The 23103-nt window shown below is 45.4% G+C and carries 23 protein-coding genes; 2 read left to right on the top strand and 21 right to left on the bottom strand.

The window, feature by feature from the left end:
• Window positions 1-5 precede the first annotated feature (5 nt).
• From ispG to trmJ, 14 genes are all read right to left on the bottom strand, one after another.
• Complete coding sequence (gene ispG / locus B7360_RS06640) at window positions 6-1124, bottom strand: flavodoxin-dependent (E)-4-hydroxy-3-methylbut-2-enyl-diphosphate synthase (protein ID WP_005391537.1); 1119 nt, start codon at window positions 1122-1124, stop codon at window positions 6-8.
• A 6-nt stretch (window positions 1125-1130) separates the two neighbouring features.
• On the bottom strand, window positions 1131-2081 hold the full coding sequence (gene rodZ / locus B7360_RS06645; protein WP_074190947.1) for a cytoskeleton protein RodZ: 951 nt from the start codon (window positions 2079-2081) through the stop codon (window positions 1131-1133).
• A gap of 435 nt (window positions 2082-2516) precedes the next feature.
• Window positions 2517-3644, bottom strand: a complete 1128-nt coding sequence (locus B7360_RS06650; RefSeq protein WP_005391540.1) for a bifunctional tRNA (adenosine(37)-C2)-methyltransferase TrmG/ribosomal RNA large subunit methyltransferase RlmN — start codon at window positions 3642-3644, stop codon at window positions 2517-2519.
• A 378-nt stretch (window positions 3645-4022) separates the two neighbouring features.
• Window positions 4023-4448 carry a nucleoside-diphosphate kinase gene (ndk, locus tag B7360_RS06655; RefSeq protein ID WP_005391542.1) on the bottom strand — a complete coding sequence of 142 codons (426 nt, stop codon included), beginning with the start codon at window positions 4446-4448 and terminating at the stop codon, window positions 4023-4025.
• Between the two features lie 94 nt (window positions 4449-4542).
• Window positions 4543-5841, bottom strand: a complete 1299-nt coding sequence (pepB, locus tag B7360_RS06660) for an aminopeptidase PepB (RefSeq protein WP_005391544.1) — start codon at window positions 5839-5841, stop codon at window positions 4543-4545.
• A gap of 161 nt (window positions 5842-6002) precedes the next feature.
• Window positions 6003-6197 carry a Fe-S cluster assembly protein IscX gene (gene iscX / locus B7360_RS06665; protein ID WP_005391546.1) on the bottom strand — a complete coding sequence of 65 codons (195 nt, stop codon included), beginning with the start codon at window positions 6195-6197 and terminating at the stop codon, window positions 6003-6005.
• A 43-nt stretch (window positions 6198-6240) separates the two neighbouring features.
• Window positions 6241-6579, bottom strand: a complete 339-nt coding sequence (gene fdx / locus B7360_RS06670; RefSeq protein ID WP_005391548.1) for an ISC system 2Fe-2S type ferredoxin — start codon at window positions 6577-6579, stop codon at window positions 6241-6243.
• A 13-nt stretch (window positions 6580-6592) separates the two neighbouring features.
• Complete coding sequence (gene hscA / locus B7360_RS06675; protein WP_085343038.1) at window positions 6593-8446, bottom strand: Fe-S protein assembly chaperone HscA; 1854 nt, start codon at window positions 8444-8446, stop codon at window positions 6593-6595.
• Window positions 8447-8467: 21 nt separating this feature from the next.
• The gene (gene hscB / locus B7360_RS06680; RefSeq protein ID WP_085343040.1) at window positions 8468-8983 is read right to left on the bottom strand and encodes a co-chaperone HscB; all 516 of its coding nucleotides are present in this window, start codon (window positions 8981-8983) and stop codon (window positions 8468-8470) included.
• 55 nt (window positions 8984-9038) lie between these two features.
• Complete coding sequence (gene iscA / locus B7360_RS06685) at window positions 9039-9362, bottom strand: iron-sulfur cluster assembly protein IscA (protein WP_005391554.1); 324 nt, start codon at window positions 9360-9362, stop codon at window positions 9039-9041.
• Window positions 9363-9432: 70 nt separating this feature from the next.
• Window positions 9433-9816 carry a Fe-S cluster assembly scaffold IscU gene (gene iscU, locus B7360_RS06690; protein WP_005381718.1) on the bottom strand — a complete coding sequence of 128 codons (384 nt, stop codon included), beginning with the start codon at window positions 9814-9816 and terminating at the stop codon, window positions 9433-9435.
• A 38-nt stretch (window positions 9817-9854) separates the two neighbouring features.
• Window positions 9855-11069, bottom strand: coding sequence for an IscS subfamily cysteine desulfurase (locus B7360_RS06695; protein WP_005391556.1), 1215 nt, complete (start codon window positions 11067-11069; stop codon window positions 9855-9857).
• Window positions 11070-11097: 28 nt separating this feature from the next.
• Complete coding sequence (gene iscR / locus B7360_RS06700; protein ID WP_005381720.1) at window positions 11098-11604, bottom strand: Fe-S cluster assembly transcriptional regulator IscR; 507 nt, start codon at window positions 11602-11604, stop codon at window positions 11098-11100.
• A 125-nt stretch (window positions 11605-11729) separates the two neighbouring features.
• Window positions 11730-12449, bottom strand: a complete 720-nt coding sequence (gene trmJ, locus B7360_RS06705) for a tRNA (cytosine(32)/uridine(32)-2'-O)-methyltransferase TrmJ (RefSeq protein WP_006741887.1) — start codon at window positions 12447-12449, stop codon at window positions 11730-11732.
• 231 nt (window positions 12450-12680) lie between these two features.
• On the opposite strand from trmJ, the gene suhB reads away from it, so the two are divergent.
• Window positions 12681-13484 carry an inositol-1-monophosphatase gene (suhB, locus tag B7360_RS06710; protein WP_012842115.1) on the top strand — a complete coding sequence of 268 codons (804 nt, stop codon included), beginning with the start codon at window positions 12681-12683 and terminating at the stop codon, window positions 13482-13484.
• Between the two features lie 197 nt (window positions 13485-13681).
• Here suhB and secF read toward each other — a convergent pair whose 3' ends face one another.
• The 6 genes from secF to B7360_RS06740 all read right to left on the bottom strand — a co-directional run bounded on the left by secF (window position 13682) and on the right by B7360_RS06740 (window position 20806).
• Entirely contained in the window at window positions 13682-14629 is a 948-nt protein-coding gene (gene secF, locus B7360_RS06715) for a protein translocase subunit SecF (RefSeq protein WP_005391572.1), read from the bottom strand.
• A 14-nt stretch (window positions 14630-14643) separates the two neighbouring features.
• Window positions 14644-16500 carry a protein translocase subunit SecD gene (gene secD, locus B7360_RS06720; RefSeq protein WP_006741889.1) on the bottom strand — a complete coding sequence of 619 codons (1857 nt, stop codon included), beginning with the start codon at window positions 16498-16500 and terminating at the stop codon, window positions 14644-14646.
• Window positions 16501-16521: 21 nt separating this feature from the next.
• A complete protein-coding gene (yajC, locus tag B7360_RS06725; protein WP_005381725.1) occupies window positions 16522-16851 on the bottom strand; it encodes a preprotein translocase subunit YajC in 330 nt (109 codons plus the stop codon).
• A gap of 166 nt (window positions 16852-17017) precedes the next feature.
• On the bottom strand, window positions 17018-18166 hold the full coding sequence (tgt, locus tag B7360_RS06730; protein WP_085343041.1) for a tRNA guanosine(34) transglycosylase Tgt: 1149 nt from the start codon (window positions 18164-18166) through the stop codon (window positions 17018-17020).
• 150 nt (window positions 18167-18316) lie between these two features.
• Window positions 18317-19369: a tRNA preQ1(34) S-adenosylmethionine ribosyltransferase-isomerase QueA gene (gene queA / locus B7360_RS06735; protein WP_085343043.1), complete on the bottom strand. Its 1053-nt coding sequence runs from the start codon at window positions 19367-19369 to the stop codon at window positions 18317-18319.
• 270 nt (window positions 19370-19639) lie between these two features.
• Complete coding sequence (locus B7360_RS06740) at window positions 19640-20806, bottom strand: trypsin-like serine protease (RefSeq protein WP_085343045.1); 1167 nt, start codon at window positions 20804-20806, stop codon at window positions 19640-19642.
• 323 nt (window positions 20807-21129) lie between these two features.
• On the opposite strand from B7360_RS06740, the gene B7360_RS06750 reads away from it, so the two are divergent.
• Entirely contained in the window at window positions 21130-21579 is a 450-nt protein-coding gene (locus B7360_RS06750; protein WP_005391583.1) for a CBS domain-containing protein, read from the top strand.
• 124 nt (window positions 21580-21703) lie between these two features.
• Here B7360_RS06750 and aceA read toward each other — a convergent pair whose 3' ends face one another.
• The gene (gene aceA, locus B7360_RS06755; RefSeq protein ID WP_005381733.1) at window positions 21704-23017 is read right to left on the bottom strand and encodes an isocitrate lyase; all 1314 of its coding nucleotides are present in this window, start codon (window positions 23015-23017) and stop codon (window positions 21704-21706) included.
• Between the last annotated feature and the right edge of the window lie 86 nt (window positions 23018-23103).

Below are 23103 nucleotides of genomic sequence, written 5' to 3' on the forward strand. Positions count from 1 at the left end.
TGAGATTAATCTTGTACTTTAACTTCGATGCGGTTTTCGCCATTCATCATGGCTGCTTTCGCACGGATCTTAGCTTCTAGCTGATTCACAAGGTCATCGTTATCAAAGCGTTCTTTCTGGCGTTTACCATCTTCGTAGAATGCGCTCTTCTTGTTACTACCTGCTAGACCTAAGTGAGAAACTTCTGCTTCACCAGGGCCGTTTACCACACAACCGATGATAGACACATCCATTGGCGTGATGATGTCTTCTAAACGCTGCTCAAGTGCGTTCACTGTGCCAATCACATCAAATTCTTGGCGCGAGCAACTTGGGCAAGCAATAAAGTTGATGCCTCGAGAGCGAATACGCAGAGATTTAAGAATGTCGAAACCGACTTTGATTTCTTCAACTGGATCGGCAGCCAAAGAGATACGCAACGTATCACCGATCCCTTCAGATAACAGCATACCTAAGCCAACAGATGACTTAACAGCACCAGCACGAGCACCACCCGCTTCTGTAATACCCAAGTGAAGAGGCTGATCGATTTTCTTCGCTAGCAGACGGTATGAATCCACCGCAAGGAAGACGTCTGAAGCTTTCACGCTAACTTTAAATTGGTCAAAGTTAAGACGATCGAGATGATCTACGTGACGCATCGCCGATTCAACCAAAGCTTCTGGCGTTGGTTCACCGTATTTCATCTGTAAATCTTTTTCCAAAGATCCACCGTTGACACCAATACGGATTGGGATGTTTTTATCGCGAGCACAGTCAACAACAGCGCGAATGCGCTCTTCATTGCCGATGTTACCTGGGTTGATACGTAAACAGTCAACACCGTACTCCGCCACTTTCAGCGCGATACGATAGTCGAAATGAATATCAGCCACTAATGGTACAGAAACTTGCTGTTTAATCAGTTTGAAAGCTTCTGCTGCGTCCATGGTAGGTACAGAAACTCGAACGATATCTGCACCGACTTTTTCTAGTGCTCGGATTTGAGCGACTGTCGCTTCTACGTCAGTCGTGCGAGTGTTAGTCATTGACTGTACGGCAATTGGCGCACCATCACCAATTGGCACATCACCCACATAAATACGCGTCGATTTACGACGAATAATTGGAGATTCGTGTTGCATAATTTTTTATAACGGTAGAGTGAATCTAGCTACTTTGCCTGAAGTATACCCAGAAAGGTCGACAGGTTCACTTGCAAATGTCATTGTAACCCCTTCCGGTGCGCCTAATATCACTTTAAACGGCGCTTTTCCGGTAAGTTCTACATCTTGTCCTGGTTTATGAGTACCACTTACCAGCGTTTTACCATTGGTGTCTTTTACTTGAATCCAACAGTCCGCTTTAAACTTCATAGTAAGAAGTGTCATGCCTTCAGGTACGACTGGCGCAGGCTGTTCCTCTTCCGCAGTTTCAATCACGGCAACAGGTTCTTCAGAATCTACGCTTGTTGTATTTTCAGTTTCAGCAAGCAGAGGATCGCTACCCTGCTCGACTGGTACTTCACTCGTTTCAACAACATCATTACTTGTTGAAACAACGTCTTCAGGAGTACTTGCGATTAACTCCTCAGCCGTCATTAAATCGATATCAGCTAACTCTTGCGCTGTGGGCTTCGGCGCTTCAACACTTGAATCAGTAACTTCCTTCGTTAGGCTATTCTCTTGCTGGTTTTGCCACCACCAAGCTGCAGAAATACCAATAATGACCAACCCGATAACCCAAGTCAGAAGCATAATACGGCTATTGTGCTTCTCATCTTTTGTTTTGCGAGAGAAGCTCTGCATTTCAATTTCTTGCTCTTGTGGCTGTACATCTGCTGTCTGCTCTAACGCAGTCAAAACCATCTTCTCATCAAGGCCCACGAACTTCGCGTAAGAACGCAAGTAACCACGCGTAAATGTCGCAACTTGTTGAGACTCAAATCGGTTATTTTCAATATCTTCAATAACAGAAACGCGAAGCCTCAGGCGATCAGCAACTTGCTTTTGACTCATCCCAAGAGATTCGCGTTTGTTTTTCAGTAATGTGCCAGCTTCAATAGAAAGTGGCACTTCATTCGTATTTTCGTGTTCTGTCATAATGGTGGTATTTAATCTGTTTTAGTGGCTAACGTGGTTATGTATTTTCGTTATTGTTCTTAAGCCTCTTTAAAAGATAGCTAGCCTAAACGCGTTAACCAAAATAATAATTTTAAGAAACTCTCAGCGATTTGAGTGTGAATACCCGTTTTGCAAAAATCAGCAAAGCGTATGTGAGAAAATGCTGAGAATTATCGGTGTCATCGTTAATGTCACATATCATGATAAGCGAATGTGTAACGAAGACAAAAACTCTTTACACTCAAACTAACAGATAGCTCAAGCTTTTGTCCAAACTTTGACAAAGGAATTCGAAATTATACCCAAATAACCTCGAGTTGGAGAGTTGTCGTCATAAATCTTGGCAGAAATGCTCTTATCGATAAACAAAATAGCCAGAGCAAATGGCTCTGGCTATTTTTGAATTCCGGTCGTTTATACCGCTTTTACTTCAATGGTATCAGCACCGCGCGACGCTTTTAACATTGCAGTACGTTTAGTTCGGTCAATCACATCACCGACTAACTGACCACACGCTGCATCAATGTCATCGCCACGAGTCTTACGAACCGTTACTGTATGCTCATATTGCATCAATGTTTTTTGGAAGCGATCGATACGTGAGTTACTTGGTTTCTTGTAAGGTGAACCAGGATACGGGTTAAACGGAATCAAGTTAATCTTACATGGTGTGTCTTTCATCAGCTCAGCCAGTTCACGAGCATGGTCCATGTCATCATTCACATGATCAAGAAGTACGTACTCAACCGTTACCTTACCGCGGTTTGCATTCGATGAAGCGATGTAACGACGAACTGATGCTAGGAAATCTTGAATATCCCAACGATCGTTAATTGGCATGATTTCACTACGCAACTTATCGTTTGGCGCATGAAGGGAAATTGCCAACGCGACATCGATTTTGCCTGTCATCTGATCAAGACCAGAAACCACACCTGATGTAGATACAGTCACACGACGTTTTGACAAACCAAAGCCAAGATCGTCCAGCATTAGTTCTAATGCCGGGATCAAGTTCTTCATGTTTAGAAGCGGTTCACCCATCCCCATCATCACGACGTTAGTAATTGGGCGGCGACCTGTTTCTTTCTCAAGACCAATTTCACGTGCAGCGCGCCACACCTGACCGATGATCTCTGAAACTTTCAAGTTACGGTTAAAGCCCTGCTGTGCTGTTGAGCAGAACTTACATTCCAACGCACAACCTACTTGAGAAGACACACAAAGCGTTGCACGATCATCTTCTGGAATGTAAACCGTTTCCACATCCTGATCACCAACGTTCATCGCCCACTTGATTGTACCATCAGAAGAGTGCTGAGCTTCTGCGACTGTTGGTGCCTTGATTTCGCACTTGTGTAAAAGCTTTTCGCGCAGCTTCTTGTTAATGTTTGTCATTTTTTCGAAGTCATCTACACCGAAATGGTAGATCCACTTCATAACCTGATCGGCACGAAACGCTTTCTCGCCGAGTTCTTCTGCGAAAAACTGACGCATGCCTTTGCGATCAAAGTCGAGTAGATTGATTTTTTCAGTGGTCATGTTGCCTCTCAATGACTGAAACAAGAATAAGGGCGCGAATTGTACAGCCTTTATGCAGCCACAACAAGGGGTGTAAAACCCTGAGTTTGCTAAGGCATTAAATTCAAAATGATTAAATTTTAAGCACCCCTTACGCTATTAAGTGGCTATTACACTATCAAAAGTAAAAGCGTAGAAATCGTAAAGGGAAAAGACTAAAAATAACTCACGTTACTGGGCTTTAAAGCCCATTATATAGTCAGACTAGTTAGCGTGTAAGAGATCACTTATGCAGTCAACATTGCCACTCAACTTAGGTATATGAAATGAAAAAGCCTCGGAAAGTTCCGAGGCTTTTCTGTATCAGAGCATCACTAACAAGTGAAGTATCACGCCTAATTAGCGAGAGAAAACCTCTGACTCAGGGAAGAAAAACTCAATTTCACGCGCTGCAGATTCAGGGCTATCGGAACCATGAACTGAATTGTGACGCATGCTAAGTGCGTAATCGGCACGAAGCGTACCGCATGCCGCTTCCTCTGGGTTAGTTTTACCCATCAGTTCACGGTAACGTGCAATCGCATTTTCACCTTCCAGTACCTGAACCATAATAGGACCAGATGTCATGAACTCTTTTAGTGGAGGGAAAAACTCTTTGCCTTCATGCTCTGCATAAAAACCGCTTGCCTGATCTTCAGTCAGGTGAACCATTTTAGCAGCGACAATACGTAGGCCAGCCTTTTCAATACGGTTATAGATTTCACCAATTAGGTTTCGCTCTACCGCATCCGGCTTAATGATTGAAAATGTTCTTTCTAGAGCCATAAAATTTCCTTTCTGTACTTGTAATAATAGTTGTGTTTTTAAAGTGACTTACTGGGTAAGAGCAGCACTCAAACAAGGAGTGCTGCAATCAATCTTATTTACCAGCTTGCTCATTGAGGAAACGAGCAAGTGTACGAACGCCCATACCCGTAGCTCCCGCAGCCCATTTATCAGACGCGGCTTTACGGTATGTACCCGCACAGTCGAAGTGCAACCAGCCTTTTTTGTAGTCTTCTACGAAGTAAGACAAGAATGCTGCTGCTGTGCTTGCACCCGGAGAGTAGTCGCCAGAACTGATATTCGATAGGTCAGCAAAGTTTGACGGCAGCATTCCACGGTGGAAGTCAGCAAGTGGTAGCGGCCATAAACCTTCTTTTTCTTGGTTTGCCGCAGTGAGCGCTTGATGCGATAACTCGTCATCGAAACTCATTAGTGCGTGGTAATCATTACCCAAAGCATTCTTCGCCGCACCTGTTAGTGTTGCACAATCAATGATTAACTCAGGTTTTTGTTCACTGGCGTAGATAAGGCCATCAGCAAGCACTAAACGACCTTCTGCATCGGTGTTCATGATTTCAACGGTTTTACCGTTTTTGTAGGTGATGATGTCGCCAAGCTTGAGTGCGCGACCAGAAACCATGTTCTCTGCACAACAAAGGATCAGTTTTACACGCTTGTTCAAACCACGAAGAATCGCCAGTGCAAGACCACCGGTGATGGTGCCTGAGCCACCCATGTCTGCTTTCATTGCGCTCATGAAGTTAGAAGGCTTCAAGCTGTAACCACCCGAATCAAAGGTGATACCTTTACCGACAAGACACGCGAATATTGGTGCGTTCTCGTCACCTGTCGGGTTGTAGTCTAACTGGAGCATCGCAGAAGTACGCTCCGAACCACGGCCTACTGCGTAAATGCCTTCCCAACCTTCTGCCAACAAGTCTTTGTCTTTGACGATACGAGCTGTCACTGTGCCTTTAGGCGCAACAGATTTGATGAATTCAGCGGCCATTGTCGCTAGCTGACGAGGGGCAACTTCTTCTGCGGTTTTATTGATGATATCGCGGGTAAAATCAGTCGCAGTAATACGCGCTTGAAGCTCTGCTTGATCTTCTTCAGACAATGCAGACCACTCAACTGAGCCATGTTTTTTTGGGTTACGGTAACCTTGGTGGAAAGCCCAAACGCTCTCTAAATCCCAGTTATCACCGGAAAGAAAAATAGAACGAATTCCTTGGCCATCTAGCTGACGAGCTGCACGTTGAATTGCACCAAGATCGTGACCTTCACCTAAATGAATGGTTGCGCCGTTTTCAGCGAATGAAAGCAGTGCTTTTTCACCCCAATGTGGTGCTGCCGACTCTTGACTTAAAAATACAGACATCTGTGTAGACATGGTTTCTCCTTGTCTTATAGCAGCGTTGCCTACGCTGCTTCTTTTTAATAACTCACGGATGTTAGCATTATGTAGGGCAAAAATGTCAATTGGATAAAAAAACGGACCTAAAGGTCCGCTTTTTTTAGTAAGAATTGTTAACTAGGCTGTGTTTTACAGACTTAGTCTGCTTCGTCCATCCAGCACATGATAACGGCTTCCAGAATCTTTTCGTTACAATGGTTTGGGTCATCTTCAAACTCATCTAACTCCATGATCCATTGATGAAGATCGGTAAAACGCACCGTTTGCGGATCAACATCTGGAAACTTGTCACAAAGTTCAATCGCGATATCGCGAGAATCTGTCCATTTCATTGCCCATCTTCCTTTTGCTTCTTCCCTATATTGGGAAGATAGTTTAGTGATCTTCTGAAGCGTGGTTTAGCGTGTACTTAGGAATTTCTACCACTAAGTCTTCATCAGCAATTTTCGCCTGACACCCTAGACGTGATTCAGGCTCTAGACCCCACGCTTTATCCAGCATGTCGTCTTCCAGCTCTTCACTTTCTTCTAGCGAATCAAAACCTTCACGGATGATCACGTGGCAGGTGGTACAAGCACATGATTTTTCACACGCATGTTCAATACCGATACCATTTTTTAGCGCTACGTCCAGAACGGTTTCACCAGTGTTTGCTTCCAACACTGCGCCTTCTGGGCACAAATCGTCGTGTGGTAATACAATAATCTTAGGCATAACTACTTATCTCTTATATATCGTCTACTGATTGACCTGACAGCGCAGCTCGAATCGATTTATCCATACGGCGCGATGCGAAATCTTGGCTCGCTTTATCGGTATCTTTAATGCCTTGCTCAATCGCATCTGCATCATCACCATTACGCAGCTCAATCAAGGCTTCGATGGCTTTTATCAGGTCTTGTTTCTCTTGTTCTGATAGTAGTTCGTCACCATCAGCTTGCATGGCTGCAATCAAGCCTTCTATCACACGGTCGGCCTCAACACGCTGCTCAGCTAGCGCACGAGCTTGCATGTCTTCTTTAGCGTGAGTCATTGAATCACGCAGCATATCCGCCACTTCATTATCGCTTAACCCGTAAGAAGGTTTTACTTGAATCTCTGACTGAACACCGGTGCTCTTTTCCATTGCCGTAACAGAAAGAAGACCGTCAGCGTCAACTTGGTAAGTCACACGAATATGTGCTGCACCCGCCGCCATCGGTGGAATGCCTTTCAATGAGAAACGAGCCAGTGAACGACAATCATCAACCATTTCACGTTCACCTTGTACCACATGAACACTCATGGCCGTTTGGCCATCTTTGAATGTGGTAAATTCTTGCGCACGCGCAACAGGAATCGTGGTATTGCGAGGGATGATCTTCTCAACCAAACCACCCATGGTTTCAATACCAAGCGACAGTGGGATCACGTCAAGAAGTAACATTTCTGAATCAGGCTTGTTACCCGCTAGAATGTCGGCTTGGATACCCGCGCCGATTGCGACAACTTCATCAGGATTAATGCTTGTTAGCGGTGTGCGGCCAAAAAACTCGCCTACCATTTCACGAACCAGCAATGTGCGTGTTGAACCACCAACCATGACAACTTCGAGTACTTTCTCTGCATCAACATCAGCATCTTTTAATGCACGACGACAAGACATTAGTGTTTTCTTCACTAGTGGGCGAATCAGATCTTCGAACTGCTCACGAGTAACGGTGCCCTTCCAGCCAAACACATCAACATCAACGCTGTCTTGCTCAGAGAAAGCAATCTTAGTCGCAGTAGCAATGTTCAGTAGCGTACGGTTTTTTTCAGCAGAAAGTGGGGCTTCGAGACCCGCTTGCTCCATTAGGTAATCCGCTAACAGATGGTCAAAGTCATCACCGCCTAACGCAGAATCGCCACCTGTTGCTAATACTTCAAATACGCCTTTCGATAAACGTAGGATAGAGATATCAAAAGTACCGCCACCTAGATCGTAAACCGCAATCACCCCTTCTTGGCCTGAGTCTAGGCCATAAGCAATTGCCGCGGCGGTTGGTTCGTTAAGCAGACGCAGCACATGAAGACCTGCTAATTTCGCGGCGTCTTTCGTACCTGCACGCTGAGCATCATCAAAGTAAGCAGGAACAGTGATCACAACACCCGCTAACTCACCACCTAACGTTTCTTCTGCTCGCTTACCTAGCGCTTTTAGAATGTCCGCAGATACTTCAATCGGGTTTTTGTCACCTTGAGGCGTTTGCAGGATTGGAAGACCATTTTCACTCTCTCTAAAACGATAAGGAAGTGAAGAGTAACGGGACTGAATGTCCTTTAATGAACGACCGATCAAACGTTTTACAGAGATAATAGTGTTCTCTGGTTCAAGCTCTGCTTTGGCTTTGGCTTCGTGGCCAACCGTTAACGTTTCCTCAGTGTAATTAACGACTGAAGGTAAAATAGTACGGCCCTGCTCGTCCGCAAGTGGAGTTGCATCGCCGCTACGTACAGAAGCAACCAAAGAGTTGGTAGTACCTAAGTCGATACCCGCTGCTAACTTATGCTCATGAGGTGCCGAGCTTTGGCCCGGTTCTGCGATTTGAAGTAGTGCCATGATAGGTCCTTGTCACGCTAACTAGCCGAGGAGTTTGTCTTCGACTAGTTCAATTTCGTTCTTTAGTTTGGCAATGAATTTTAGCTTACGAACTCGGTCTGCGGCTTCAGCCCAAAGACCATCATCAAGCTCTTGCTCGACGCTTGCCAGATGCTGTTTGTACATTTTGCTGACCTTAGAATCGAAGTCAAAAAGAGCCGATTCAGGATCGGTGCTGTCAGCAATTTCTTCCAGTTCTTCGCGCAGCTCCATTTGCTCCATTAAGAACATTGGATCTTGCATTGTCTGCTGTTCACCTCGGACCTCAACTCCCTGCTCTGCGAGGATGTACTCGGCACGGGAGATAGGATTTTTCAGAACTTGATAGGCATCGTTGATTTGCGCTGCCTTTTGCACCGCCATCAAACGGTCACGTTCAGATCCCGTTGCAAAGTTATCCGGGTGGAAGCGTTTTTGTAGTTCTCGGAACTGAGAAGAAAGAAGGCTACCATCCAGCTTAAACTGACTTGGTAGCCCAAATAATTCAAAGTGATTCATTAAGTTCGGGTCCTAGTAAAGCCTTCCGGACTCGCTTGCCCAGAAGGACAATCAATTAGACGTTGAAGCTTTCACCACAACCACATTCACTTTTCGCGTTAGGGTTGTTGAATTCAAAACCTTCATTCAACCCTTCTTTCACGTAATCCAATTCGGTACCGTCTAGGTACACTAAGCTTTTTTTGTCGATGATGATTTTCACTCCAGAGAGTTCAAAAACTTCATCTTCTTCGTTAAGCTCATCAACAAACTCAAGTACATATGCCATGCCTGAACAACCAGTCGTCTTCACTCCAAGACGTAAACCGATACCTTTGCCTCGGTTATCTAGGAATGCTCTTACGCGACTTGCCGCTGATTCTGTCATTGTGATGGCCATACTGCACCTTAGTCTGTCTAAATTTCGATTGGAATGGGAGCGTCAAAGCTCCCATTATATTACGGAATAATTATTCTTGGTGTTTTTTCTTGTAGTCTGCAACCGCTGCTTTGATTGCATCTTCAGCAAGAATTGAACAGTGAACTTTCACTGGTGGAAGCTCTAGCTCTTCAGCAATTTCAGAGTTTTTAATTGCTGCTGCTTCATCAACTGACTTGCCTTTTACCCACTCAGTTACTAGTGAGCTTGATGCGATTGCACTACCACAACCGTATGTTTTGAACTTCGCATCTTCGATGATACCTTCAGGTGTCACTTTGATTTGAAGCTTCATTACGTCACCACAAGCTGGAGCGCCAACCATGCCGCTACCTACTGATGGGTCTTCTTTATCGAATGAACCAACGTTACGTGGGTTCTCGTAGTGATCAATTACTTTTTCGCTGTATGCCATGATAAATTACCTCGAATCCTCTATTTCAATCCCTGAGATTAATGGTGAGCCCATTCAACAGTGCTCAAATCAATCCCTTCTTTGTACATATCCCATAGAGGAGACATGTCGCGTAGCTTAGTCACTGCAACGCGGATTTGTTCAATTGCGTAATCAATTTCTTCTTCAGTCGTGAAACGACCAAACGAGAAACGAACCGAGCTGTGAGCCAATTCATCATCCATGCCTAGGGCACGAAGAACGTAAGAAGGCTCAAGACTTGCAGACGTACAAGCACTACCAGAAGATACCGCTAGATCTTTAAGCGACATTAGTAGTGATTCACCTTCTACGAATGCGAAGCTGATGTTTAGGTTGTGTGGTACACGTTGCTCAAGGTCACCGTTTACCGTCACTGCTTCTAAGTCTTTCACGCCATCAAAAAGACGGTTACGAAGCGCTAAAGCGTGATCGTAATCTTTTTGCATGTCTTCTTTTGCAATGCGGAATGCTTCACCCATACCAACGATTTGGTGGGTAGGAAGTGTACCAGAGCGGAAACCACGCTCATGGCCGCCACCGTGCATTTGCGCTTCAAGACGAATACGAGGCTTACGACGAACGTAAAGTGCACCGATGCCTTTAGGGCCATAAACTTTGTGAGCAGAAAGCGAAATTAGGTCAACTTTCATCTCTTGAACGTCGATTGGTAATTTACCTGCAGATTGCGCTGCATCCACGTGGAAAACGATTTTACGTTCACGACACAATTCGCCGATCGCAGTAATGTCTTGAACCACACCAATCTCGTTGTTTACGTGCATAATAGACACAAGCACTGTGTCATCACGCATTGCCGCTTTAAGCTTCTCTAGATCGATCAAGCCATTTGATTCTGGCTCAAGGTAAGTCACTTCAAAGCCTTCACGCTCAAGTTGACGACATGGGTCAAGAACGGCTTTGTGCTCTGTTTTACAAGTGATTACGTGCTTGCCTTTCTTCGAGTAAAAGTGCGCTGCACCTTTAATAGCAAGGTTGTCTGATTCTGTCGCACCAGATGTAAATACGATTTCGCGAGGATCTGCATTTAGAAGGTCAGCAATTTGCTCACGAGCAGTATCGACCGCTTCTTCTGCCTGCCAGCCGTAACGGTGCGAACGCGACGCTGGGTTGCCAAATGTGCCATCCATTGTCATGTACTGAACCATTTTTTCAGCAACACGTGGATCAACTGGACATGTAGCGGAATAATCAAGATAAATCGGCAGTTTCATTCTCTACTCCAATGTAAAAAGCTGACCGCTAAGAGCGGACGTTTACACCGATGGGCGCGGCGGTTGTATTTTTGTTTGATAGCCCATGGGTTACCGCCAGATCAATGTCCTGACGATCAGAAATTTCGAGGACTTCATTGTCTGTCATCAACTCACCAAGAGTGATGTTATTCAAGAAGTCACTAATGCGAGAGCTTAAGTCTCGCCATAGCGTGTGAGTAAGGCAACGTGTTCCACCTTGGCAATCTCCTTTGCCCTGGCATTTGGTTGCATCGACTGACTCATCAACGGCTGCAATCACGGTACCAATAGCGATACTGTGTGCGTCGGCACCAAGTCGGTAACCACCACCAGGACCACGAACGCTGGCAACGAGACCTGCTTTACGCAATTTTGAAAATAGCTGCTCTAAGTAAGAGAGCGAGATCCCCTGACGCTCTGAGATGTCAGCAAGAGGTACAGGGTTTTGTTGCGAATGCAGTGCCACATCCAGCATGGCTGTCACCGCATATCTTCCTTTAGATGTAAGTTTCATACCACACCGTATCCACATGGTTTGTAATGGTTAAGATTTTTCCATACCTGAGTAATTTGGTCAAGTATTTATTTGACCATTTTACTCAGGTATTCATCCTCACACCTAAAGTGGTTATTCTTTATTCAGAACTTCTTTTCTATCGAGGTCAAAATGCCGCGTAGAATATTGAGCTCCTGGGTTTCTGGCCGAGCACGAGAGAACAAGCGACGCAATTTATTCATCACCTGTCCTGGTTGCTCTTTATTGATAAACTGGGTCTCAACCATCACCTTTTCAAGATGCTCGAAGAACATTTCGAGCTCTCTATGACGTGGGTACTCTTCCGGCTCATTTGGGGCAAACTGGCTTTGCTCTAAGTTCAAATGCGCAACTCGTACTTCGTAACTCAGAGTTTGTACGGCCATCGCTAGGTTAAGCGAGCTATATTCAGGGTTAGCAGGAATGCAAACATGGTAGTGACACCTTTGCAGCTCTTCGTTTGTTAGACCAGTTCTTTCACGACCAAACACGAGCGCGACAGGGTGTTTTCTACCCTCAACCGCAAATTTCTCACCACATTCACGTGGCTCAAGCATTGGCCATTCTAATGTACGAGAGCGAGCACTGGAGCCCACCACAAGGCTGCAATCTTCAACCGCTTCCTCTAATGTGCCGACAATCTTTGCATTTTGAGCAATATCACCAGCACCCGCAGCCAAAGCAAGAGTTTGTTCATCCACTTCACATTGTGGATCGACTAATACTAGTTGGCTTAAACCCATCACTTTCATAGCTCGAGCTGCTGAGCCAATATTGCCTGAATGAGAGGTACCTACGAGTACAATTTTTACTTGATCCAACATCTGTGTTTGCTACCTAAATTAAAACCGCAGAATGTTACCATAGTTTTTTAACACTCCCTAGGGCGAAGCAGGCCTCTCTTCTCATTCTTGGTCATTGTTCTCGTTCGCCTCAAGCTAAATACAATAAAACCACTGACTTTAGAACAAAAAATAACCACTTCCCTTTTTACTGATCTCTGGTATACTCGCCGCCGCTTTCATTTGTTCTTTAACATCCGTTGGGAAATTCGTATGCATCCAATGCTAAACATTGCTATTCGCGCTGCGCGAAAGGCAGGCAATCATATTGCTAAATCATTAGAAAACACTGATAAAGTAGAATCTACTCTTAAAGGCACTAATGACTTTGTCACTAATGTAGATAAAGAAGCAGAATACATCATCATCGATACTATCAAGCAGTCTTACCCTGAGCACTGTATCGTTGCTGAAGAACAAGGTCTTATCGAAGGTAAAGATAAAGACGTACAATGGATCATCGACCCACTGGATGGCACCACTAACTTTGTAAAAGGTTACCCACACTTCGCGGTTTCTATCGCTGTTCGTATCAAAGGCAAAACTGAAGTTGCTTGTGTTTACGACCCAATGCAAAACGAGCTATTCACTGCACAACGTGGTGCAGGCGCTCAACTAAACAGTGCGCGTATCCGTGTTGCTCAACTAAAAGACCTTCAAGGTACTGTTCTAGCAACAGGCTTCCCATTCAAGCAGAAACAACACGCTGAGTCTTACATCAAGATCGTTGGTGCGCTATTCACTGAATGTGCTGATTTCCGTCGTAGCGGCTCTGCTGCTCTTGACCTATGTTACGTGGCTGCTGGCCGTGTTGATGGTTACTTCGAGCTAGGTCTAAAACCTTGGGATATGGCAGCAGGTGAGCTTATTGCTCGTGAAGCTGGCGCAATCCTAACTGACTTTGCTGGCGGCACTGAGTACATGAAGTCTGGTAACATTGTTGCTTCAAGCGCTCGTGGCGTAAAATCTATCCTTAAACACATCCGCGAAAACGGTAACAGCGCGATCCTTAAGTAAGATTTTAAAGTCATATTTAGCCCGTCACGCTGATGACTTTAAAAAGCCCCGCTCAATGAGCGGGGCTTTTTTGTATCTACTGAACCGTATCTACTTAGCTGCACCATACAGTGAGGTTCTGCAAGCACACAACTCGATTCAGATACAAAAAAACCGCTGATTGCTCAGCGGTTTTTGTTTTCGACTCTCAACCTGCCTTATGGCATTTCGTCGAACTCTGCGCCTTCTTTTTCTACTTGAGGTGGCATCAAGTGCTCTTTCTGGATGCCCAGTTTTAGCGCTAGTGCTGATGCTACGTAGATAGAAGAGTAAGTACCTACAGTGATACCAAGTAGAAGTGCGGTTGCGAAGCCGTGAATCATCGCACCACCCTGCATGAACAGTGCAATTACCACGAACAATGTTGTACCCGAGGTAATCAACGTACGGCTCAACGTTTGGGTGATTGAAGCGTCCATGATATCGGCTGGCTCACCTTTACGCATCTTGCGGAAGTTTTCACGGATACGGTCAAACACAACGATGGTATCGTTGAGCGAGTAACCGACTACCGTTAATAGTGCTGCGACGATGGTTAGGTCAACTTCGATTTGTAGGAATGAGAAAACACCTAACGTGATAATGATATCGTGAGCCAATGCCATAACCGCACCAGCCGCTAGACGCCATTCAAATCGCATCGAGACATAAAGCAGGATACAGATCAGCGACACGAGGATCGCTAGACCGCCAGCTTCTGTTAGCTCATCACCAACGTTAGGACCTACGAATTCAATACGACGCATTTCTACGCTTTCGCCAGTACCATCTTTGATAGCACCAATGATTTGGTTGCCCAGCGTTTCACCAGAAACGTCGTCACGTGGACGAAGACGAACCATTACTTCACGAGCACTACCGAAGTTTTGTACTGTCGCATCACCAAAACCTTTCGCATCTAAAGCGGTTCGGATTTTTTCAAGGTTCGCAGGTTTTTCAAAGCCAACTTCAATTAGCGTACCGCCAGTGAAGTCTAGGCCCCAATTTAGCCACTTAGTTGACAAAGTGAAGATAGAAGCAGCAATCATAAAGATTGAAAAAACGAATGCTACTTTCGACCAACGCATAAAGCCGATCGTCTTCTCTGCTTTTAGAATTTGAAACATATTAATTCCCAGCCTTAGATCGACAATTTATCAACGCGTTTGCCACCGTAAATCAGGTTCACGATACAACGTGTACCAATAATGGCGGTGAACATTGAAGTTAAGATACCGATAGATAGAGTAACCGCGAAACCTTTCACTGCACCAGTACCGACTGCAAATAGGATAATTGCAGTAATCAGTGTCGTGATGTTCGCATCGGCAATCGTACTGAATGCATTCGCGTAACCTTGGTGAATCGCTTGTTGTGGACTACGCCCATCGCGAAGCTCTTCACGGATACGCTCGAAGATCAGTACGTTCGCATCGACCGCCATACCGACTGTTAACACGATACCGGCAATCCCCGGAAGCGTCATGGTGGCGCCTGGAATCATCGACATAACACCAATGATCAACACTAAGTTAGCCATTAGAGCGATGTTGGCAATCAAGCCAAAGCCACGGTAGTAAAGCAGTGTAAACAGCATTACCGCAACCATACCCCAGATACACGCTTGGATACCCATATCGATGTTTTGTTGGCCCATTGATGGACCAATAGTACGCTCTTCAACGATAGAGATAGGTGCGATCAGTGCACCAGCACGTAATAGAAGTGCAAGGTTGTGCGCTTCAGCTGCAGAGTCTATACCCGTGATACGGAAGTTACGTCCAAGAGCCGATTGAATCGTCGCTTGGTTGATGACTTCTTCATGCTTATCTAGGATGACTTTGCCTTCTGGCGTACGACGACCACTGTCTTTGTACTCAGCAAACACGGTAGCCATTAGCTTACCGATGTTCTTCTTAGAGAACGCTGACATCTTGTTACCACCTTCGCTGTCTAGCGAGATGTTAACTTGTGGACGACCGTATTCATCGACACTTGAGCTTGCATCCGTAATGCTTTGACCACCAAGAATAACACGCTTCTTAAGCACAACCGGACGACCGTCTCGGTCCATTTTGATTTCACTGCCTGCTGGCGCACGACCATTTGCAGCCGCTGATAGGTCAGCTTTATCGTCAACTTCACGGAATTCTAGCGTCGCAGTCGCACCTAGAATCTCTTTTGCACGAGCAGTATCTTGAACACCAGGAAGCTCAACAACAATTCGGCTTGCACCTTGACGTTGAACAAGAGGCTCTGCAACACCTAGCTCGTTTACACGGTTACGTAAAATCGTAATGTTTTGCTCAACAGCGTAGTTACGGATCTCTTGTAAACGTTGCTCGGTAAAGGTCGCTGTAAGAGCGTAACGGCCATTTGAATCAGATTCGACAAAGAGCATGTCCGGGTGATTCTTTTCTAGCATTGCTTTCGCTTCTGCTAATTGCTCTTCGTTACGTAGCAGAACTTCTACCGCTTCTTTGCCAGAAGGGCGGATAGCACGATAACGAATTTTTGCCTCACGAAGTTCGCTACGGAAAGCTTCTTCTTGCTGACCAACGAGCTTTTCCATCGCAGCGTCCATGTCTACTTCCATTAAGAAGTGGACACCACCACGAAGGTCAAGACCCAGCTTTAATGGTGACGCGCCAATCGCTTCTAGCCAATCGGGTGTAGAAGGAGCAAGGTTAAGTGCAACAATTGTGTCTTTGCCAAGCGCTTCGCTGATGACATCACGAGCACTGATTTGCGTGTCAGTGTCGTTAAAACGAACAAGAATTGATCCATTCTCGAGAGCAATGGATTTATGAGAGAGTTGCTCTTTATCAAGAGCAGTAGTGACAGCATCCAGCGTTGACATATCTACAGAGGCGCCACGCGCCCCTGTAACTTGAATAGCCGGATCTTCACCGTAGATATTTGGAAGTGCGTATAACGCAGCGGTGATGATGGCAAAAAATACCATCAAGTACTTCCATAATGGATAACGGTTTAGCACAGCGAGGATCCTTTAGCTGTTTTATAGAGACTTAAGCGTACCTTTTGGCAACACTGCAGTGATGAAGTCTTTCTTGATTACCACTTCATTGTTCGCGTTAAGCTCGATTGAAATGTAGTCATTGTCTTCAGCAATCTTAGTGATTTTACCCACTAGGCCACCGCTAGTTAGAACTTCGTCGCCTTTGCCCATAGAAGCCATTAGGTTCTTGTGCTCTTTTACACGTTTCGCTTGTGGGCGGTAAATCATGAAGTAAAAGATCACTGCGAACATGCCAAGCATGATTAGCATTTCAAAACCACCGCCTGCTGGCGCGCCTTCTGCTGCTGCGTGAGCCTGAGAAATAAACATTAAAACATCCTCATTATATTTTATTGATAATCCAACAAGTTGGGCTTTCGCATTTTAGATTCAAGTCTGAGAGTAACTAATAGCGATCACTCTCTCAAAAATAACGTGCGTTAGCCTACTTTATTAGCAAAAGCCTCTGGCGACATGCCAAAGGCTTTAATTCTTTTTAGTCCGTCAATGACTGTTCTTTTGCTAGTGGTGGCACTTCACGGCCACGACGCTCATAGAACTCAGCAACAAACTCATCGAAACGATCTTCATCAATCGCTTTACGAATACTTTCCATCAGACGCTGGTAGTAGCGTAGGTTGTGGATCGTATTCAGACGAGCACCTAGAATTTCATTACAACGCTCTAAGTGATGAAGGTACGATTTACTGTAGTTTTGACAAGTGTAACAGTCACAGTGCGGATCCAGCGGGGTTGTATCCGTTTTATGTTTCGCATTACGGATCTTGATCACACCACCAGTCACAAACAGGTGACCATTACGCGCGTTACGCGTTGGCATTACACAGTCAAACATGTCGATACCGCGGCGAACACCTTCAACCAAGTCTTCTGGTTTACCCACGCCCATTAGGTAGCGAGGCTTGTCTTCTGGAAGCTGCGGACAAGTGTGCTCAAGAATACGGTGCATGTCTTCTTTAGGCTCGCCTACTGCCAAGCCACCAACCGCGTAACCGTCAAAACCGATTTCCGTTAGACCTTTTACCGACACATCACGTAGATCTTCGTAAACACCACCTTGAACAATACCAAACAGGTTGTTCGGGTTTTCTAGCTTCTCGAAGTGATCACGTGAGCGCTGTGCCCAACGTAGTGACATTTCCATCGATTTCTTCGCTTCATCGTGTGTCGCTGGGTATGGCGTACACTCGTCAAAAATCATGACGATGTCAGAACCTAGGTCTTTTTGAATTTCCATCGACTTTTCTGCGTCCATAAAAATCTTGTCACCATTAACTGGGTTACGGAAGTGCACACCCTCTTCGGTAATAGTACGCATCTTGCCAAGGCTGAATACTTGGAAGCCGCCTGAATCAGTAAGAATAGGACCGTGCCAGTTCATAAAATCATGCAAGTCGCCGTGCATTTTCATGACTTCTTGACCAGGACGCAGCCAAAGGTGGAACGTGTTACCTAGTAGGATTTCTGCGCCCGTACCTTTAACTTCTTCTGGCGTCATGCCTTTAACCGTACCGTAAGTACCAACTGGCATAAACGCTGGGGTTTGAACAGTGCCACGTTCGAAAGTCAGTTGACCACGACGCGCATTGCCGTTTTTCTTCTTAAGATCGAATTTTAATTTCACGATGCCTCCGGGTGTCAGAGAAACAGTCTGACTGAGTGTTTAGGGCTCAACCCTACTTTAAGGAGCGGTCGCTTTTCCTTGCGAGAGATAAAGCAGAGGTTCTGCTCTATTTCCTAGCTTACTGCTAGCACTCGTAAATCTTATTTTTTACTAAATCGTTTTCTTCTTGATGAACATTGAATCACCATATGAGAAAAAGCGATATTTGTTTTCTACCGCATGCTTGTAAGCATTCATGGTGTTCTCATAACCTGCAAATGCACTCACCAACATGATCAGTGTGGATTCTGGCAGGTGGAAATTGGTAATCAAGCAATCCACAAGCTGATATTCGTAGCCAGGAAAAATAAAGATTTCTGTATCACCAAAGAATGGGACCAACTCAGTCCCTTTTTTCAATGCGTCTTGCGCTGCGCTTTCAAGTGAGCGTACCGATGTAGTACCAACAGCAATAATTCGTCCACCGCGCGCTTTCGTCGCTTGAATTGCTTCGACGACTTCTTGCGGTACTTCTACGTACTCAGCGTGCATATGGTGATCGTTGATGTTTTCTACTTTTACTGGCTGGAATGTACCAGCACCAACGTGCAAAGTGACGTAAGCAAACTCTGCGCCTTTCGCTTTGATTTTCTCTAGTAGAACATCATCAAAATGAAGACCCGCTGTCGGCGCCGCTACTGCGCCTGGCTTCTGGTTATATACGGTTTGGTAACGCTCTTTATCTGCATCTTCATCTGGGCGGTCAATGTAAGGAGGAAGTGGCATGTGGCCGATTTCTTCCAAAATTTCTAATACCGTCTTATCAGCGTTAAATTTCAGTTCAAATAGAGCGTCATGACGCGCCACCATTTCTGCTGAGTATTCATCATTCTCGCCAACAATGATGGTTGTACCTGGTTTTGGAGATTTAGAGCAGCGAACGTGCGCGAGGATGCTTTTCTCGTCAAGCATGCGCTCCACCAGCACCTCTAGCTTACCACCCGACTCTTTACGACCAAAAAGACGAGCAGGTATAACACGAGTATTATTAAACACCACGAGATCACCGGGTTGAACTTGGCCCAATACATCAGTAAATGTGCCATCAATTAGCTCTCCGGTATTGCCGTCCATTTGTAATAGTCGGCTAGCGGTACGCTCTGGCTGAGGGTAACGAGCGATAAGTTCATCTGGAAGGTCGAAATGGAAATCTGATACTTGCATGTTACTTGTCTTATATATTGGTCAAATCACGTCTAGGACGAGGATAAAATTGCGACGAGTTTTTCGCAGCAGACTAGTATATGTTTACATGCTGCAATAGCAAGCAAATCCCCAGAATATCACTGTAAAAGCCATGATGAAGAGTGTAATAAAACGTGAAAAACCGCGATCACTTGGCATTATTTTTCAGTTTAAGTCGAAAGAAATGGAACATTAAAAAGCAAAGCAGCGCATAACGCTGCTTACTCGTTTGGTATTCAAATCGCCCTATCAAACCTCACGCCTTCGCCACCACGCCAAGGGTACGAATAGACCCAATAGCCACAGACCCAGACTGCCACCATCATCATCTGACCCTTTGAAATCACAGTTATTGGTTGCAATACCGTCGTGACACTCTTTATCTCCGCCGACTTCGTTATTAGCCTCTTTAATAAAGTTCGGTGCAATGATGTAGCTACTTGGTGGCGCATCGGCAGTAATGTAAGACTGTACCCAGTCGTAATATTGGCTCACCTTGGTGTAGAAACTTGGAATCGTCAAAGAGCCACAAGTCGGAAGAATGAGAGGTCCACCGCTAACAATACCAATCTGTTTTCCCGTAGCCACATCGACCAGCGGCCCCCCACTGTCACCTTTACATGCAGAGTTACCATATTGGGTGTGGCTATCCGGCTCTAATACTCGGTTTTTCGTTGGTAGCGTACAAATTTTGGTTTGGTTTTCTCTTGAGTCGATGATCCCCGGAAAACTGCTGCCAATTTCTAAACGTTCATAACATTTGTCGATGGGTAAAAATGTACTAATGGTGGTTTTGAGCGTATTGGAAGGTTCAGAAGCATCCGGCTGAGTGGTCCCCCACCCAAACACTTGCACATTTTCGACACGTTGATTGGTCAGGTAATTATCGTTCCAATCCGCTGCCAAACGCGCTTCGATACTCTCCATGTCGGCTTTGTTTGCTAAATCAGCAAAGCTCGCATTTGCCACTGGGCGCGTGAGATACAGCAACGCGATGTCTGAGTCTAAACCGGTTTGTATAGGTTTCACGTTACCATTACTGTCGGTCTCAGCTTTTGAAATCCGCGTGTAATCAGGGTGAACCACAACGTGAGACACCGGATAGAAGTTATCAAGCCCTGCTGAATTAAGTTCATGCACATTCGCATTCACCGACAACTCGCCCGGCGGGGTCACATAGTAGCTTGCTTCGTTCGTTCTCTGCCCCATTACCACGCAGTGTGCCGCAGTCAACACCCACTGCTCCGTCAGCATGGTGCCGCCACACAGTGGGAACTCTGCCATATTACTTGCTCGTAAAGTAACGCGGTCAACAGAGTCGGTTAGTTCATCTCCTAACACAATCGCCTGTGCTGATTGCACACTGAATGCCGCCACTGCCAGCGCAATGAGTTTGTTACACGTTGTTCTTTTCATTTAGGTTGCTGTCTTCAATTTGGTAAGCCTGAGCGTATCTTCTTCGAGAGACGAATCTTGGAAAATCCAACGAATAAAAATGTGCGATTCAATTCATTGGATTACCTTGGGTACACATTCAATATCAATCAAAAATGCCAACTGACTCGCACGCAAACCGACTTATTCAAATTAATAAAAACGTCGATAAGACACAGATTACGCAGACAAAAAGAAGCGCAAGTGTATTGTGCTATTTAATTGATGAAAAACGAGTTAGCTCCCAGATATACAGAAAAATATTCTCTATATTTAAGAGAAGGACAATGCCGCTGGAGGTCTCTATGATCAAGGTTGAAGACATGATGACTCGTAATCCTCATACCTTACTGCGCACGCACACCTTGCGTGATGCAAAAAGCATGATGGATGCGCTTGATATTCGACATATTCCGGTTGTTGATGCCAATAACCACTTACAAGGCTTGGTGACTCAACGCGACATTCTTGCTGCTCAAGAATCGAGCTTGCACCCAGATGAGGCTGAACAATCTTTTACTCTAGATACACCGCTCTACGAAATGATGCACACTAACATCATGACGGCCGAACCCATCGCGGGGCTTAAAGAGAGCGCTATCTACATGCAAAAGCACAAAGTTGGCTGTTTACCTGTTGTCACCAAGGGTCGATTGGTAGGCATCATTACTGACAGTGACTTTGTGACCATTGCGATTAACTTATTGGAACTGCAAGAAGAAGTGGAACCCGAAGAAATCGAGCCAGAAGAATAATACGCAAACGCGTTATCTTGGGTGTAAATTTCGTTTCTTAAACGTTTTAAACGAAAAAAGAGCGGCAGGGTTGCCGCTCAAAATGCCATTACTGACGCTGATTAAGGAAGTGTTTCTCTGCCAATTAGAATTGGTCTTCTTCGGTCGAACCTGTCAATGCGGTCACTGAAGAGTTACCACCTTGGATAGTATTGGTCATTCTATCGAAGTAACCTGTACCTACTTCTTGTTGGTGTGCAACAAATGTATAGCCTTTTTCTGCCGCCTGGAATTCAGGACGCTGAACTTTCTCAACATAATGACGCATACCTTCACCTTGAGCATAAGCGTGTGCCAGTTCGAACATGTTGAACCACATGTTGTGAATGCCTGCTAGCGTGATGAATTGGTACTTGTAGCCCATGTCTGCAAGCTCTTGTTGGAACTTAGCAATGGTTTCTGCATCTAGGTTTTTCTCCCAGTTGAATGAAGGCGAGCAGTTGTACGCCAACAATTGATCTGGGTATTCAGCGTGAATTGCTTCTGCAAACTTACGTGCTTCTTCCAAACATGGCGTAGCCGTTTCACACCAAATCAAATCTGCATATGGTGCGTAAGCCAGGCCACGAGAAATCGCTTGGTCGATACCAGCGCGAACGCGGTAGAAACCTTCTTGAGTGCGCTCACCTTCAATAAAATCTTTATCATATGGGTCGCAATCTGAAGTAATGAGATCCGCCGCATTCGCATCAGTACGAGCAATAACTAATGTTGTTGTTCCCGCTACGTCAGCAGCCAAACGAGCTGCAACGAGCTTTTGTACCGCTTCTTGCGTAGGAACTAATACCTTACCACCCATATGGCCACACTTTTTCACCGATGCTAACTGGTCTTCAAAGTGAACGCCCGCGGCACCGGCTTCGATCATCGATTTCATTAGTTCGTAAGCGTTAAGCACACCACCAAAGCCCGCTTCAGCATCCGCTACGATAGGTAGGAAGTAATCAATACCACCTTCATCTTCAGGCGTCTTACCAGCAGCCCACTGAATTTGGTCTGCACGACGGAATGAGTTGTTGATACGCTTTACTACTGACGGTACAGAATCTACTGGGTAAAGAGATTGGTCTGGATACATCGTCGAAGCGGTGTTGTTATCCGCCGCTACCTGCCAGCCTGACAGATAAATCGCTTCAATACCTGCTTTAGCTTGTTGAACGGCTTGACCACCCGTTAGCGCACCAAGACAGTTTACGTAACCTTTTTTCGCACTACCGTTGACCAGTGACCAAAGTTTGTCTGCACCACGTTGTGCAATTGTGTTTGCAGGCACCATAGAGCCACGCAGTTCCACCACTTCCTCGGCAGTGTAAGTACGCTTCACATTTTTCCAGCGTGGGTTAGTTGCCCAGTCTTTTTCCAGAGCTTCAATTTGTTGGCGGCGAGTTAAGTTAGTCATTGGTCTATCCCTCTTTATAATTTGCACTTTATGCGTGTGCGTTGAGTTTCCGTTCTCAGGCAGTACTTCCCTATCTGCCTTGAAAA

Source organism: Vibrio sp. ArtGut-C1 (assembly GCF_002105475.1).
GTDB classification, from domain to species: Bacteria; Pseudomonadota; Gammaproteobacteria; order Enterobacterales; family Vibrionaceae; genus Vibrio; species Vibrio diabolicus.

What these genes read in the sequence shown, in the direction of transcription:
- rodZ (WP_074190947.1), bottom strand. Translation starts at nt 2,081, where the DNA reads ATGACAGAACACGAAAATACGAATGAAGTGCCACTTTCTATTGAAGCT.
- aceA (WP_005381733.1), bottom strand. Translation starts at nt 23,017, where the DNA reads ATGACTAACTTAACTCGCCGCCAACAAATTGAAGCTCTGGAAAAAGAC.
- iscA (WP_005391554.1), bottom strand. Translation starts at nt 9,362, where the DNA reads ATGGCCATCACAATGACAGAATCAGCGGCAAGTCGCGTAAGAGCATTC.
- suhB (WP_012842115.1), top strand. Translation starts at nt 12,681, where the DNA reads ATGCATCCAATGCTAAACATTGCTATTCGCGCTGCGCGAAAGGCAGGC.
- hscB (WP_085343040.1), bottom strand. Translation starts at nt 8,983, where the DNA reads ATGAATCACTTTGAATTATTTGGGCTACCAAGTCAGTTTAAGCTGGAT.
- fdx (WP_005391548.1), bottom strand. Translation starts at nt 6,579, where the DNA reads ATGCCTAAGATTATTGTATTACCACACGACGATTTGTGCCCAGAAGGC.
- B7360_RS06650 (WP_005391540.1), bottom strand. Translation starts at nt 3,644, where the DNA reads ATGACCACTGAAAAAATCAATCTACTCGACTTTGATCGCAAAGGCATG.
- iscX (WP_005391546.1), bottom strand. Translation starts at nt 6,197, where the DNA reads ATGAAATGGACAGATTCTCGCGATATCGCGATTGAACTTTGTGACAAG.
- pepB (WP_005391544.1), bottom strand. Translation starts at nt 5,841, where the DNA reads ATGTCTACACAGATGTCTGTATTTTTAAGTCAAGAGTCGGCAGCACCA.
- B7360_RS06740 (WP_085343045.1), bottom strand. Translation starts at nt 20,806, where the DNA reads ATGAAAAGAACAACGTGTAACAAACTCATTGCGCTGGCAGTGGCGGCA.
- hscA (WP_085343038.1), bottom strand. Translation starts at nt 8,446, where the DNA reads ATGGCACTACTTCAAATCGCAGAACCGGGCCAAAGCTCGGCACCTCAT.
- ndk (WP_005391542.1), bottom strand. Translation starts at nt 4,448, where the DNA reads ATGGCTCTAGAAAGAACATTTTCAATCATTAAGCCGGATGCGGTAGAG.
- ispG (WP_005391537.1), bottom strand. Translation starts at nt 1,124, where the DNA reads ATGCAACACGAATCTCCAATTATTCGTCGTAAATCGACGCGTATTTAT.
- trmJ (WP_006741887.1), bottom strand. Translation starts at nt 12,449, where the DNA reads ATGTTGGATCAAGTAAAAATTGTACTCGTAGGTACCTCTCATTCAGGC.
- B7360_RS06750 (WP_005391583.1), top strand. Translation starts at nt 21,130, where the DNA reads ATGATCAAGGTTGAAGACATGATGACTCGTAATCCTCATACCTTACTG.
- queA (WP_085343043.1), bottom strand. Translation starts at nt 19,369, where the DNA reads ATGCAAGTATCAGATTTCCATTTCGACCTTCCAGATGAACTTATCGCT.
- secF (WP_005391572.1), bottom strand. Translation starts at nt 14,629, where the DNA reads ATGTTTCAAATTCTAAAAGCAGAGAAGACGATCGGCTTTATGCGTTGG.
- yajC (WP_005381725.1), bottom strand. Translation starts at nt 16,851, where the DNA reads ATGTTTATTTCTCAGGCTCACGCAGCAGCAGAAGGCGCGCCAGCAGGC.
- iscR (WP_005381720.1), bottom strand. Translation starts at nt 11,604, where the DNA reads ATGAAACTTACATCTAAAGGAAGATATGCGGTGACAGCCATGCTGGAT.
- B7360_RS06695 (WP_005391556.1), bottom strand. Translation starts at nt 11,069, where the DNA reads ATGAAACTGCCGATTTATCTTGATTATTCCGCTACATGTCCAGTTGAT.
- iscU (WP_005381718.1), bottom strand. Translation starts at nt 9,816, where the DNA reads ATGGCATACAGCGAAAAAGTAATTGATCACTACGAGAACCCACGTAAC.